Source organism: Pseudomonas sp. IT-P294 (genome assembly GCF_949767865.1).
GTDB lineage: Bacteria > Pseudomonadota > Gammaproteobacteria > Pseudomonadales > Pseudomonadaceae > Aquipseudomonas.
Genome location: NZ_CATKQW010000011.1, coordinates 1,044,131 through 1,057,876 on the forward strand (window position 1 = coordinate 1,044,131; position 13,746 = coordinate 1,057,876).

The 13,746-nt window shown below is 60.8% G+C and carries 11 protein-coding genes and 1 pseudogene; 3 read left to right on the plus strand and 9 right to left on the minus strand.

Annotated features, from left to right (window positions below; translation table 11 throughout):
• The first annotated feature begins 106 nt into the window (after window positions 1-106).
• The 3 genes from ACM6I0_RS12000 (at window position 107) to ACM6I0_RS12010 (ending at window position 4,997) form a co-directional block, all read left to right on the plus strand.
• Window positions 107-1,480, plus strand: coding sequence for a J domain-containing protein (locus tag ACM6I0_RS12000; protein WP_414922349.1), 1,374 nt, complete (start codon window positions 107-109; stop codon window positions 1,478-1,480).
• A complete protein-coding gene (locus ACM6I0_RS12005; protein ID WP_414922350.1) occupies window positions 1,477-2,472 on the plus strand; it encodes a DUF3829 domain-containing protein in 996 nt (331 codons plus the stop codon). The genes ACM6I0_RS12000 and ACM6I0_RS12005 overlap by 4 nt, the downstream gene beginning before the upstream one ends.
• A 167-nt stretch (window positions 2,473-2,639) precedes the next feature.
• Entirely contained in the window at window positions 2,640-4,997 is a 2,358-nt protein-coding gene (locus tag ACM6I0_RS12010) for a tetratricopeptide repeat protein (protein ID WP_414922351.1), read from the plus strand.
• A 51-nt stretch (window positions 4,998-5,048) separates the two neighbouring features.
• Here the strand turns inward: ACM6I0_RS12010 and ACM6I0_RS12015 are convergent, their stop codons facing one another.
• The 9 genes and pseudogenes from ACM6I0_RS12015 to ACM6I0_RS12055 all read right to left on the minus strand — a co-directional run bounded on the left by ACM6I0_RS12015 (window position 5,049) and on the right by ACM6I0_RS12055 (window position 13,612).
• A complete protein-coding gene (locus ACM6I0_RS12015; RefSeq protein ID WP_285431002.1) occupies window positions 5,049-5,336 on the minus strand; it encodes a DUF971 domain-containing protein in 288 nt (95 codons plus the stop codon).
• Entirely contained in the window at window positions 5,333-6,295 is a 963-nt protein-coding gene (locus ACM6I0_RS12020) for a HEAT repeat domain-containing protein (protein WP_414922352.1), read from the minus strand. The genes ACM6I0_RS12015 and ACM6I0_RS12020 overlap by 4 nt, the downstream gene beginning before the upstream one ends.
• A complete protein-coding gene (locus ACM6I0_RS12025) occupies window positions 6,292-7,140 on the minus strand; it encodes an ABC transporter ATP-binding protein (protein WP_414922353.1) in 849 nt (282 codons plus the stop codon). The genes ACM6I0_RS12020 and ACM6I0_RS12025 overlap by 4 nt, the downstream gene beginning before the upstream one ends.
• Window positions 7,140-7,913 (minus strand): ABC transporter permease, encoded by a 774-nt coding sequence (locus tag ACM6I0_RS12030; protein WP_285430998.1) that lies wholly within the window; start codon window positions 7,911-7,913, stop codon window positions 7,140-7,142. The genes ACM6I0_RS12025 and ACM6I0_RS12030 overlap by 1 nt, the downstream gene beginning before the upstream one ends.
• A gap of 133 nt (window positions 7,914-8,046) precedes the next feature.
• On the minus strand, window positions 8,047-9,453 hold the full coding sequence (locus ACM6I0_RS12035; RefSeq protein WP_285430997.1) for an ABC transporter substrate-binding protein: 1,407 nt from the start codon (window positions 9,451-9,453) through the stop codon (window positions 8,047-8,049).
• Window positions 9,454-9,689: 236 nt separating this feature from the next.
• A complete protein-coding gene (locus ACM6I0_RS12040) occupies window positions 9,690-9,935 on the minus strand; it encodes a ferredoxin family protein (protein WP_007946457.1) in 246 nt (81 codons plus the stop codon).
• A 25-nt stretch (window positions 9,936-9,960) separates the two neighbouring features.
• Window positions 9,961-11,706 carry a fumarate reductase/succinate dehydrogenase flavoprotein subunit gene (locus tag ACM6I0_RS12045; protein ID WP_414922354.1) on the minus strand — a complete coding sequence of 582 codons (1,746 nt, stop codon included), beginning with the start codon at window positions 11,704-11,706 and terminating at the stop codon, window positions 9,961-9,963.
• A pseudogene (locus ACM6I0_RS12050) lies at window positions 11,703-12,469 on the minus strand (GntR family transcriptional regulator). Before ACM6I0_RS12050 ends, ACM6I0_RS12045 begins: the two are co-directional and overlap by 4 nt.
• Window positions 12,470-12,724: 255 nt before the next feature.
• Window positions 12,725-13,612, minus strand: a complete 888-nt coding sequence (locus ACM6I0_RS12055; protein ID WP_285430993.1) for a Dyp-type peroxidase — start codon at window positions 13,610-13,612, stop codon at window positions 12,725-12,727.
• Window positions 13,613-13,746: the final 134 nt, after the last annotated feature.

The window sequence follows — 13,746 nt, forward strand, 5'->3', positions numbered from 1 at the left end:
GGACTTTTCGACGCGAAACAGGTAGTGTGCGCAAAATCAAATTGCCACTACGCCCCGTTTACAGGGATGTTGCCGCGTCGCAGGTTTTCATGGAGTTGCACACGCAATGAGTTGCTGGACCGTCCTTGGCCTGTCGGCCGACGCCGATACGCGCCAAATCAAACGCCAATACGCGGCACTGCTCAAACAGACACGTCCAGACGAAGACCCGGAAGGTTTTCAGCGTCTGCGTGAGGCCTACGAACAAGCGCTGAACTTCAAGCAATGGGAGCGCTTGCGCGAGGAAGACTCCAGCGTTGAAGAGTCGTGGGACCTGAGTGGCCTGTCAGTGGTCGAGGTTGATGCGCTGCACGTGGTCACGCGCTCATTGCATAACGTCAGCCGTGACGAGCTCGAACAACGGCATGCCACCGCCGTAGCGCATGGCGCCGTCGATGTCATGGAGGACGCGGTGCTAAGGCATTGCGTCGAGCACGCTGACACCTGCGAAGACCTGATCGAGTGGGCGATCGAGACCTTTCACTGGTTCAGCTATCAGCAGCGGCTGGAACTGGATGAAGTCCTGATCGAACAGTTGCAGCAGCAGCGCCAGCGTATCGCCGAGCGTCGTGAAGCACCGATCTTTCTGGCCTGGCACCAGAGCCTGGCGGCAGAACCCGCCGCCACGCCGCAGCATCGCGCCGCGCGCCTGTTATTGGCCCCCTTGACGTTCAGTCAGCGCCGCGCCCTGGCTCGGCGCTTACGCGACGAAGACTGGGTGCAATGCCGCAAGCTGAGCTCTGCGTTGCACGCCAATCATCCTGATATCTGCGCAAATCTGCCCGGCGGCACGCCGTTCTTCTGGCGGGACTGGGAATTCGTCTACGACAGTTGGCCGATGTACCTGGCCATTGTCCTCGCCTGTCTGGTCGGCTCCTTTATCCAATTCGCGCCGTTAGGCACACGGCTGGGCGCATTGATCGGCGTCACGGTGTTCTGGTCGATGATATTCGCCGCTGGCGGCTGGGTACTCAACTGGATGACAGGACAAGTCGCCCATCGCTTCTGGCTGCTGGACGATCGATTGAGTGCGCGCCTTTCGCCCTGGCGCGGCCCGCTGCCGTTTGGCGTGCTGCGCGACCTGATTCCCTGCGCGATCATGACGGCAGGCATCGGATACGCTTATGGCGTGACTGGCAGCCTCGTTTACGTGAGCACGCTGGCAACCGTCGGGCTGATACGCCGCAGAGAGGTCAAGCCGCGCGTTTCCTGGCAGCACGCCAGCCCCTTGTTCAAACGCTGTTTGATGGGCGCGGGCATTTTGGTTCTGGTCTTGATACTCGGCGTGTTCAAAGTGATCTCGAGCCAAGGCACGGTCAATCGCAACCAGGGCCTGCAACAATGGACCGAACGCTTGTGCAGCCGCATGCCGGTTACCACCAGCGAATGCAACGCACCGGCCACCGTCAAGCAGTGGTACGGCCAGGAGAAACAGCCATGAACCCGAAATGGCTGTTCCCCATCGCCACTGTCGTGATGCTTATCTTGATGGGGCTGGCCGGCTCCTCGACATTCGTCGCCCGCATCGACTTGTGGCTGGATAAACACGACGCGCCGCTCACCGCCCAGGCCAATGCGCTCAGCCCGGTGATCGACTGCATCAATCGTGTCGACGTGCATTGGCGAGTGGCATACGAACTGTACAAATCGCCGAAGCAATCTGAGCAGCCGGTGCTTGACTGGATCACCCGCCAGCATGACTTCGACGACAACGGTGCCAGTGATGCGACCTACCTCCAAAGGGACATCTGCTCGGCAAAAATCAGCGAAAAACTCAAGCTGCTCGAATACGACCCGCCGCTGGCGTTAAAAGCCGATGCCTACGCGCAGGCGTTACAGCAAGTAATGCCCCTGACGCAGCAAATCACTTTTTACCGGCAGGCGCGCTTTTCGACCGTCATCAACGAGGTGCAGCCTGCGTTTGCCGACCAGTTCAGACCCAAGGCCGACGACTACCTCGCGGCGTCGGCGCTGCTCAGACAGCACGTCGAAACACTGGACCTTGAACAGCGACGCGCGCAGCTCAATCTGATCGAAGCGCGTCTGGGCAAGGACATTCACTGGTATTTGCTGGCTTACATGATCCAGGCCAGAGATACCCTGAACCTGGTCACCGAGGGCGTTAAAAATCGAACCCTGACACCCCAGGCCCTGGCCAGAACCACCGCTGAACTGCAACTGGCCTGGGACTATCGGCAGCAGTTCAACCACGGTCAGTTGCCGGAAACGGAAAAACGTAACGAAGTCCCCAGTTATCTCTGGTCACACATTGCCCGGCCGACCCAGACGTATCTGGATACCTTGAATGCTCTGCACCAGGACTGGCAGAACAAGGCTGAACCACAGCGATTGAGCGATGACTTTTTTGCGGTGACGCGAGCGTATGACTCGCTGATCAGCTATTACAACCGACTGGGGCGGGCTGAGTATTGAGGATTGGGTCTATCGACACTGGAGCAGTTGTTGAAAACTCACAAAATTCATTGCTCGCTGCAGTTTCGCTCACAACCGCCATTTGACAGACGCCGATCCTGCGGCAAAGCTGCAACATGCTTGAACGCGCGCCTGACGGCAAACGCACCTGGACTACGGAAGTCGTAATGCCGACTCATAAAAATAAAGCAGCACAGCCAACCCCTGATTCGCCAAAATCCCTGATCCATCGTTATCTGTTTCCCGTCACCATCGGCCTATTGCTGGTGGCGGTGGCGGCGATCGGCTGGTTCCTGTTCAGCAGTTCGCCAGTGCTGCCCAAACCCGTGCCCGTCAGCGCGCCGGCCGCTCAGCCGGCCAAGCCACAACCCGTCGCCCTGGCGCCGGCGAAGATGGTCGACGAGCAACAATGCCAAGGCTGCCACAGCGAGCAGACGAAAGACTGGCAAGGCTCCCATCACCAATTGGCGATGCAGCCGGCCAATGCCGAAACAATGCTGGGTGATTTCAATAACGTCACGTTCAAGGCAGAAAACGAAACCAGCCGTTTCTCGCGCAAGGACGACGGATTCTGGGTCAACACGCCGGGCATCGATGGCAAGAATGCCGACTTCAAGGTCGCCTATACCTTCGGTATCGCGCCGTTGCAGCAATACCTGATCGAGGTCGGCGACGGGCGCTTGCAAGCGCTGGGCGTGGCCTGGGATACCGAGAAACACCACTGGTTTCACCTCTATCCGGGCCAGGGCGTGAATTTCAAGAATCCTCTGCACTGGAGCAAACCGAGCCAGAACGCCAACTTCATGTGCGTCGAATGCCATACCACCGGTTACAAGCGCAATTTCGATGCCGCCAAAAACTCCTTTGACAGTCAATGGAACAGCCTCGGTGTTGGTTGTCAGGCATGCCACGGCCCGGCCTCCAATCACCTGGAATGGACGGCGAAAAAGACTGACTTGATCCACGCGGGTTTTGCAGTGGACCTCAAGGACAAGGACGCCACCGTCGAAATCGAAACCTGCGCCCGCTGCCACTCCCGCCGCGCGCCGCTGGACGATGGTTACACCGTCGGCAAACGCTTGATGGACGACTACCTGCCAAGCACATTGACCCGCGAGCTATACGCGCTGGACGGCAAAATCAAGGACGAGGTGTTCGAGCACGGCTCCTTCGCTCAAAGCAAAATGTTCGACAAGGGCGTGCGCTGCAGCAACTGCCACAACCCCCACAGCACCGAGCTCAAGGCGCCGGGCAACGGCGTTTGCCTGCAATGCCACAACAGCGCCGGCAAGACCTCGGTGGCCGGTGTCGACGGCAAGGGCTTGCAAGCGAAGAACTACGACTCGATCGAACACACCCGCCACACCATGGGCCAGCCAGGTTCGCAATGCGTGGATTGCCACATGCCCGGCAAGTTCTACATGGGCAACGACTTTCGACATGACCACAGCTTCAGCATTCCCAACCCGGAACGGGCGCAAAAACTCGGGACACCGGATGCGTGCCTGACTTGTCACCAGGGCAAGGCCGGCGATAAGGTCACCGAGCAGTTCAAGCTGTGGAGCAGCAGCTCGTCGGCGCCAGCCGCCCCGCGCTACGACGAAAGCCTGTGGTTGATTCGCAACGGCCAGCCCGGTGCCGCGCAAGCCTTGTACGAGCAACTGCAGCGCAGCAATTTGCCGGCGATCCAACGGGCGACCCTGCTCGGTGAACTGCCGCTGTATCCGAGCGAGCAGGCGCTGAAACTGGCGACCAAAGACCTTGGCAACTCCGCACCGCAAGTACGTGAGAGCGCGGTGCGGGCGATCAGCGCATTGCTGCCGCCACCTGAGCGTGCACCGTTGCTGACACCCTTGCTGAAAGACCCGGTGAAGGCTGTGCGCATTGGCGCGGCTCGGGATCTGCTTGGCGCCGCCCGCAACGGTCTTGGCAGCACCCAGGCGAACTGGGAAGCGGCCATCGCCGAGTACGAGGCGGTGCAAAAAAGCCTGCTGGAACGCGCCGAGGCCAACCTCAATCTGGCGATGCTGTATCAGGCCAGCGGCCGCAATGGCGAAGTGGAACCGCTGCTGCGTAGCGCACTCAAGCGTGATCCGGATTTCTACCCGGCCCTCGTCACGCTGGTGCAATGGCTGGAGGCCAACGGACGCGGTCAAGAGGCACAAACGCTGTTGGCGCAGAGCCTCAAGGAACATCCCGACGCCGCCCTGTTGCAACATACCCAAGGCTTGTCACTGGTACGTGCGGGGAAATCGGCCCAAGCCATGCCGGCCTTGCGCAAAGCGGCGCAACTGGAGCCGCAAAACGGCCAGTACGGCTATGTGCTTGCGGTGGCGCTGCATGACAGCGGCAAGGTTGATGAAGCGTGCGCAGAGTTGGAACGACTGCTGAAAGTACAACCTGCCAATCGCAATGCGCGGTTGTCGCTGATCCAGTACTACCTCGACAGCGGGCAGGAACCGAAGGCGCAAGTGTTGTTGCAGGCCTGGAAGAAAATGAACATGGGAGACCCTGCGTTGAAATAAACCGCGACGGATCCGAAGGCCCTTCGCGAGCAGGCTCTCTCCCACAGGGGTTCACCCGATCTCACCGGCAAGTTGTGCCAGGTAGGGCCATGGATAAATACCGCGCTCATGGCCGTCGCTGAAGATCAGTTGCAGGCCGTAGCCCTGGGGGTTGAGTTCAATGACGCGGATGCGCTCGTCGATTTTGACCGTCAACCCTTGCAGCCGAAACGCCCGGCACTGCGAGCATGGGCACTGGCGTCGCAACTCAACATGATCCAGCCGCTGCTCACGACCATCCGGCCAGCTCAATCGCAGCTGCTGTTTGCTTTGTGAGTTGCCCACCGCCACCGGACTCATTGCAGTTGACTCAACGCGATGCGCACGGCTTTGCGCACTTCCGGGTCGCCGTCGTCTTGCGCGGCCTGCAAGGGGGCGATGGCGCCTTTATCGTTCAATTCGCCAAGGGCCAGCGCGGCTTCCTTGCGCAGGTTGCTGATGCGGTGGCCGAGGGTGTCGATGAGCGCGTCGAGCGCCGGGACGTAACGTAAACGACCGAGGCTGCGGGTGGCGCGCAGGCGGACTTGCCAGTAATCGTCGCTCAAAGCTTCGACCAAGGCGGGACCGGCCTCAGCGTGGCCGACTTTGCCAAGGGTGGTAGCGGCTTCTTCACGCACTTGCCAGGCTGGGTCCTGCAACGCCTGGCGCAACGCTGGCAGCACTTGAGCATCGCAAGCCAGGCCCAAGGCCCCGGTGGCGGCGCGGCGGACTTCGGTGTCCGGGTCGTCGCTGACCCGTTTGGCCAGGGCGGGCAAGGCATCGAGTTGCTTGAGCCAGCCGAGTACGCCCACAGCTTCACGCCGGACACTGGCGTTTTCATCGTTCAATGCCGCTGCAGCAGCGCCCGCGGCACCCGGGAAACGCAATTCACGCAGCGCCCTGAACGCGGCGATGCGCACATTGGCGTCAGCATGCCCGGTCCACGGCAGAACCACCCTGCCCGCCGCCTCGCTCTTGAGCAGGCTCAGGCTTTGCGCGGCGGCCGCTTGCACGGCCAAAGAGGGATCGGTCAGGGCCTGGCACAGCGCCTCGACCACCGGCGTGTCCTCCCAGGCTTCGAGCAGGCGCGCGGCCTCGGCGCGGACTTCTTCGGTCGGGTCTTCAGCCAGTCGATTGACCAGCCACAGCAGACCGTCCGGTTCTTCAAGGTCGGCCAGTTCGATCAAGGCGATCCGGCGCACGCCAGGGTCGTCATCGGTCAAGCGCGGTTGCAGGGCGAGAATGTCGTCGTTGTCGGTTACATCGAATAGAGAGGTCATAGGGCAAATCGCGGCAGATTGTTTTCAGGAGGCAGTCCGAGAGGGTTCAGGCGTGGCAACTGCCGACCGTCTTCGTGACGCAGTAATTCGAGGCAATGGCGTTTCAAGCGGGAAAACTCAGGGCTGGTGACCAATTCGGTGGTGCGTGGCCGAGGGAAGTCCAGGCGCAGGTCCTCGATGATTCGACCGGGCCGTGAACTCATGACCAACAGGCGGTCGGCGAGGAACAGCGCTTCGTCGATGTCGTGGGTGACGAACACCACGGTGGTGCGAATCCGCGTCCAGATGTCCAGCAGCAGCTCCTGCATGTTCAACCGGGTCAACGCATCGAGGGCGCCGAAAGGCTCGTCCATCAGCAACAGGCGCGGACGGTTGACCAGCACCCGGGCGATCTCCACCCGTTGCTGCATGCCACCGGAGAGCTGATCCGGCCAACGCTCGGCGAAACCTTCAAGGCCCACCAGCGCGAGGATGTCGTCGGCGGCCTGGTGGCGTTCGACTTTGCCGATGCCGCGCATTTTCAAACCGAACGCCACGTTGTCGCGCACGGTTCGCCATGGGAACAGCGTGTGGTGCTGGAACACCATGCCCCGTTGCGGCGATGGGCCGCTGACGTGCGCGCCATCGACTTTCAGGCTGCCGGCGCTCGGCTGCAAGTGCCCGGCCAGCGCGCCGAGCAAGGTCGATTTGCCACAACCGGACGGCCCGAGAATGCACACGAATTGCCCCGGTTCGATCTGGCAGTCGAGGCCTTGCACGGCTTCGAAGGCGTGCTGCGCTTCGCCGAGGACAATGGACAACTGGCGGATGTCGATCCGCCCTTCAGGGGTTTGCAGCATGCTCATCAGGCTTTTCCTCGTGGTCGGTGCCACGGCGTGAACAGGCCGCCGAGACGTTTGATCAGCAGGCTGCTGCCCATCCCGAGGACACCGATCAGCAACATGCCGACGACGATGTCGGCGTAGTTCTGGAGGGTGTAGGACTCCCAGGTGTAATAGCCGATGCCGTACTGGCCGGAGATCATTTCGGCGGTCACCAGGCAGAACCACGAGGTGCCCATGCCGATGGCGAGGCCGGTGATGATGCTCGGCGCGGCGCCCGGCACAATCACCTCCCACAGCATCGCCCGGCGCCCTGCCCCGAGGCTTTTCGCCGAGGCGATCAGGCGCGGGTCGACGCCTTCGACGCCGTGTACGGTGTTGAGCAGGATCGGGAACAGTGCGCCCGTAAAGGTGATGAAAACCATCGACAATTCCGAGGACGGAAACATCAGGATGGCCAGGGGGATCCAGGCGACGGCCGGGATCGGGCGCAGGACTTCCAGCGGTGGCAGCAATACATCTTCGGCCCATTTCGAGCGTCCGATGGCCAGGCCCAAAGCGATGCCGATGATCATCGCCACCAGGTAACCGGCGAAGACCCGGCCGAGGCTGCTGCTCAGGTGTTGGGCAAGCTTGCCGGAATCGCCCAGGCCCAAGGCAGCCTGGATAACCGCCAGCGGCGTTGGCACGTTGGCAAAGGTCACCAGGCCGAGGTTCCAGTGGTGGCTGGCGGCGAATTGCCAGAATAAAAGGCAGAGCAGCAATGAAGCGGCTCTTGGTATCCAGCGCAAAAACATATATCACCTCTGATCGTTCCCACGCTCCGCGTGGGAATGCATCCCGTGACGCTCCGCGTCACATCTAAAGCGGACGCAGAGCGTCCATTGAGGCATTCCCACGCGGAGCGTGGGAACGATCTATATCTAAAAATCAGCGGATGGCGACTGCCTGGGTGGTGGCGTCGGTGAAGTCGAAGACTTTTCCACCTTGGGCCGTGGCGAATTGCTGGGCCTGGCCTTTGAGCAGGAAGGCACTCAAGCGGCCTTTCGCATCACTGGCAAACCACGCCTGATCCGCCAGCAACTTGATCCCGCTGTCGCTCGCCTGGGCATACACCGCGCGAATGTTTTTGCCTTCCTGCTTCAAACTGGCCAATGCGGTGAACGCCGATTCGGCCGAGGCGTATTGACGGACTTTCGGTTCACCGCGCACCCAGATTTCGGCCACATGACTAAAATCGGTGATGGCTTTGCCACTGGCCGCATCCACCGCGTTGAGCGGCGTCTGCCCGTAATTGGCCAATTGCGCGGTGTAGTCCAGGTTCGAGGCCTTGAACGCGGCACGGATGTACTGGTCGTCGATGAAGGTATTCAGATCCAGACCGCGATCCGCCTTCTTCAACAGCTTGAGCGTATCGATGGCGGTGCCGACGGCCTGGCGGTATTCCGGCTTCCAGCTCAGGTCGCGGGTTTGCACGCCCAGCGGACCGTGGAACAGGTAATTGACCTCGGCGTCGACCCCGGAGACCTTGGCAATCAGCTCGCTGTATTTCTCCGGCTCGGCCGCCAGCAGTTGATTGGCCTCGATGCTCGCTCGCAGGTAGGCAACGACGATTTCCGGGTACTTCTTCGCATAGGCCTGATCGACCAAGGCGCCATGGAATGTCGGTGTGTTGGCCTGTGAACCGTCATAAATCTTGCGTGCGAAACCTCGGCTCGGGAACAGTTCGGCGAAGGGCACGAAGTCGGCGTGGGCGTCGATCTTCCCGGCCTGCAATGCGGAACCGGCCACCTCCGGCGGTTGGGCGATGATGTTCACGTCTTTGAGCGGATCCCAGCCTTGCGTAGCCACGGCCCGCAACAACATGCCGTGGGCAGTGGACGCAAACGGCACGGAAATGGTCTTGCCCTTCAACTCGGCCAGCGACTGCACGCCTGAAGCGCTTGGCACCACGATGCCGTTGCCGCTGCCCTTGATGCTGCCCGACAACACGCTGATGAACAGGCTGTGCTTGCCGGCGGTTTCGAACGCCACACCGTTGAACGAACCGGGGAAATCGGCCATGGCGCCGAAGTCGAGTTTGCCGGCGACCATCTCGTTGGTCAGGGGCGCGCCGCTGGTGAAGTTCTTCCACTCCACTTCATAGTTGGCGTCCTTGTAGGGGCCGTCGTGGGGCAGGTATTTGTCGAGCAGGCCGAGTTCGCGAATCAACAGACCGCCGGCGGCGCAATTGATCGTGGTGTCCTGGGTGCCGATGGCGATGCGGATGGTCTCGGCCGAGGCCGACAAGGTGAATGAAGCCAGTACCAGACCGGCAAATGCTGCGCGCAATAGCATAGTGAATCCCCTCGAATCATTTATAGGATGTTCGTCTCCGCCACGATCAGGGCGTGGTGGGAAACGAGGGGTGTTGGGTGAATCCAGCGTCCGGTGTTTCCGGATGGCTTTGAGTTGTCTGGGCGGGCCTCATCGCTGGCAGGCCAGCTCCCACAAGGTTCTCTGTCGCCAGCGAAATCTGTGTCCCACTGCAAATTCCTGTGGGAGCTGGCCTGCCAGCGATAGCGTCCTTTCAGTTAGCGAAGCAAATACGGTATTTCGACTTTCACCGCCCCGGTCGGGCAGTCCTTTTCGCAGGGCATGCAGTACCAGCATTCATCGAAGGCCATGTAGGCTTTTTGCGTGGCCGGGTTGATGGCCAGCAGGTCCATGGGGCAGACGTCGACACACACGGTGCAGCCTTTATGGGCGATGCAAAGGTCTTCATCGACCGTGACCGGCGCGTTGGAGCGGAAGAAGATTTCCTGGGGTTGATAGGCCATTTGGCGGTCTCTCTTTTAGTGATGCTCAGGCCGCGAATGCACCGACCCGCAGCCGGTCATAGGCCTGCATTTCTTCGGCATCGAGGGCAATGATGTAAGGCTCGACGGCTTTCTTGAAGCTGGTCATCAAGCCGTTTTCATCCTTCTTCAGGTTGCAATGGCAGAACCAGTCGCTGTCGTTGCGTTGGGGGTGATCAACGCGATAGTGGTAAAGCCCCCAGCGACTTTCGGCGCGGAACAAGGACGCGCGGGCGGCCATTTCGGCGCAGTCGCGGATCATGCTGACTTCCATGGCGCGCATCAGTTCGTGGGCGTTGTGGGCCTTGATCTGATCGAGATCGCGCTGGATATCGCTGAAGCGTTGCAGGCCGATCTGCATCTTCTTGGTCACTTTCGGCGGTTGCAGGTAGTCGTTCACAAAACGCCGCAGCTTGTACTCGACCTGCGCGGGCGGCAGTCCGTGTTCTCGGTCCAGTGGTGCGTAGACCCGTTGTTTTTCCGTTTCGACCTGCTCGGCATCGACCGCCGAAAACTCGCGCCCAGCGACAAAATCCGCGGCATTGGTGCCGGCAAACCAGCCATACGTGAACGCGCCGAGCATGTAGTTGTGCGGCACCGCCGCCATGTCCCCCGCCGAGTACAAGCCCTTGACCGAAGTCTCGGCCTTCTCGTTGACCCACACGCCGGACGCCGAGTGACCGCTGCAAAAGCCGATTTCCGAGATGTGCATCTCGACCATTTGCGTGCGGTAATCGGTGCCGCGATTGGCGTGGAACTGGCCACGGCTCGGGCGTTCGTTGCTGTGCAGGATCTCTTCGATGTTCTGGATGGTTTCCTCGGCCAGGTGATCAAGCTTGAGGAACACCGGGCCGTTGCCGCTCTCGAGCTCCTGGTGAAACTCCCACATCATCTGGCCGCTCCAGTAGTCGCATTCGATGAAGCGCTCGCCTTTATTGTTCGCCGTGTAGCCACCCAGCGGGCCGGTGACGTAGGCGCAGGCCGGGCCGTTGTAGTCCTTGATCAACGGGTTGATCTGGAAGCATTCGAGGTTCGAAAGTTCGGCCCCGGCGTGATAGGCCATGGCATAGCCGTCGCCGGCATTGGTCGGGTTTTCGTAGGTGCCCATCAGGTAGCCGGAGGCTGGCAGCCCCAGGCGCCCGGCCGCGCCGCAGCACAGGATCACGGCTTTGGCCTTGATCACATGGAAGTCGGCGGTGCGGCAATCGAAGCCCATCACGCCGTTGACCGCGCCCTCTTCATCCGTCAGCAATCGCGTGCAGACCAGGCGATTGGTGATGTTCACCCGCGCCCGCTTCAACTGGCGGTACAGGACTTTCTTGATGTCATGCCCTTCCGGCATCGGCAACACGTAGGCGCCCATGTGGTGGACCTTTTTCACCGCGTAGTCGCCGGTCTCATCCTTCTCGAACTTGACGCCCCAGCGGTCCAGTTGCTCGATAGTTTCGAAGCTGTGGGTCGCATAGGCATAGACCGCCGCCTGATTGACGATCCCGTCGTTGGCAATGGTGATTTCCTTGGTGTACTGCTCCGGCGTCGAATGGCCGGGAATGATCGCGTTGTTCAGGCCGTCCATGCCCATGCTGATCGCGCCGCTGCGTTTGACGTTGGCCTTGTCGATCAGCAGGACGCGCAGATCGCGGTTGCGTTCCTTGGCCTTGATCGCCGCCATCGGGCCAGCGGTGCCGCCGCCGATCACGACGATGTCGTATTCCTGCTCAAGAGTGCTTCTGGTGATAGAGCTGTGGGTCATGCCTGATCCCCTTTTTGCCGGTCGATCCGCAAGCGGTACTGGAAGGCATCGCCGCGGTAGTAAAGGTGTTCGAAGTCCACGGGGTGGCCGCTGGCGTCGTGGGTCAGGCGCTCGATGCGCATGATCGGCGAACCGGGTTCGACGTTCAGCGCCTGGGTCAGGTCGCTGTCGGCCAGCACCGCGTCGATAGCCAGATCGGCGTGGCCGAGGGCCAGGCCGCAGTCGTTTTCGAGGATCAGAAAGATGTCGCGGGTCACCAGATCAGCCTTCTCCAGCCGCTCACCGATGGCTTTGGGCAGGTAGGTGATTTCCAGTGAAATCGGCTCGCGATTGATCAGCCGCACCCGTTTGATCTGCGCCACGGTTTCACCTTCGGCGACTTGCAAACGCTCGGCGACCAGTTTGTCGGCGGCAATGAATTTGAAACTGCGCAGGCGGTTGATCACCTCGTAACCGCGACCGGTCATGGACTCGGCCAGGCCTTGCAAGGTGCTGACGTTCTGGAAGGTTTTGGGCTTGGCGACGAAAGTGCCCTTGCCGTGGATCTTGAAGATCAGCCCTTCCTTTTGCAGATCGCCCAAGGCCTGGCGCACGGTGATGCGGCTGACTTTGAACAGCGTGCCAAGCTCGCTTTCGGAGGGCATCTGGCTGTCTTGCGGTATTCGCCATCGAGGATACGGGCGCGCAGCACATCACGCAGTTGGGTGTGAAGAGGAATACTGCTGTGGGACAGCGGGCTGAGGGATAGAACGTTATCGGTCATGAAGATCACTTGTTATAACGAGTTATGACGTGATCTTAGTGAGCCGGTACGGCGATTGAGAAATACTGATTAAGCATAAGGTTAGATTCGCGCGGACATCCCCTGTGGGAGTGAGCCTGCTCGCGATGGCGTCATAACAGGCAACTTGGCGTGCTGACTGTCTGGGCCTCATCGCGAGCAGGCTCGCTCCAACAGGTTCAGGTGCGTTTGAGGATCTGGTCCATCACCCAATCGGTTTCAACATGCCGAGCATGGTTAGCCGATGCGCAGGGCGCGCAGGTCCAGATGACCGTCTTTGAGCGGCGGGCACCAGTAGTAGCCGCCGGTGATGGGGCGACTGATACGGTACAAGCCGTCGGTTATGCCGTCTTCCAGACCACTCATGCGGCGCAGTTGGGCTTCGAAGGCGTCGAGGGAAAAACCGAATGCCAGGAACATCAGGCCGGCGCGATCACCTTCGATCCACGGCATCGAACGACGGACCACAAACGCCTCGGGGGCAAAGCTTTCCTGGGCGGTGCGTTTGACGTGGGCCGAAATCGGCGCATCGTCGATTTCCTCGTTGTCGATCAGGCGGCGGCCCATGATGTTGTCCTTCTCATGGGGTGGCATGGCGTGAAAGCCCTTGAGGTCATGCTGCCACTGCTGGATCGCGGCAAAGCTGCCACCGACCAGGCCTTCTGCACCTTCGCCCAACAGCGCGGCAGCCACGGCAGCTTCATCGTGGGGGTTTTCAGTGCCGTCTTCGTAACCGGTCAAATCGTGGCCGGTCTGGTGGCGGAAGGTTTCGTTCATCTGCACCAGGCGCAAGGCCGGTGCCAGCGCGGCTTCGATGGCGTTGCTGCGATTGAGCAATTCACCCCGGTCGACGCCGTGCAACCAGCACCAGAGCGCGTGCTGGGTCGACGGGTTATCGACACCGACACCGGCCAGCGCCGGGAACGCCCGCAGGCCTTCGACTTCAGCGTGCAGCGCCTTGACCAGGGACTCACCGAAGCCGACCACCGCCGATTTACCGTCCACCAGTTGCGTCAGGTTATCGAGCGCGGCCGGCAAGGCTTCGGCGGATTCGAGGGCGAAGAACATATGACGGGCTTGTGGCGGAACAGGGGTGGCGAGAATGCCCGGCTGGTAATTACTCATATGAACTCCTTAAAAAGAGCGCTGAGTTTAACCGGGGGATGAGCATTTGTGTGCACCCATAGGGGATTTGCAGGTTGACGGCATCCCTCGACGGGGCCACCTTTTTCATTGTGCTCAAGCACAGGTCAACACGA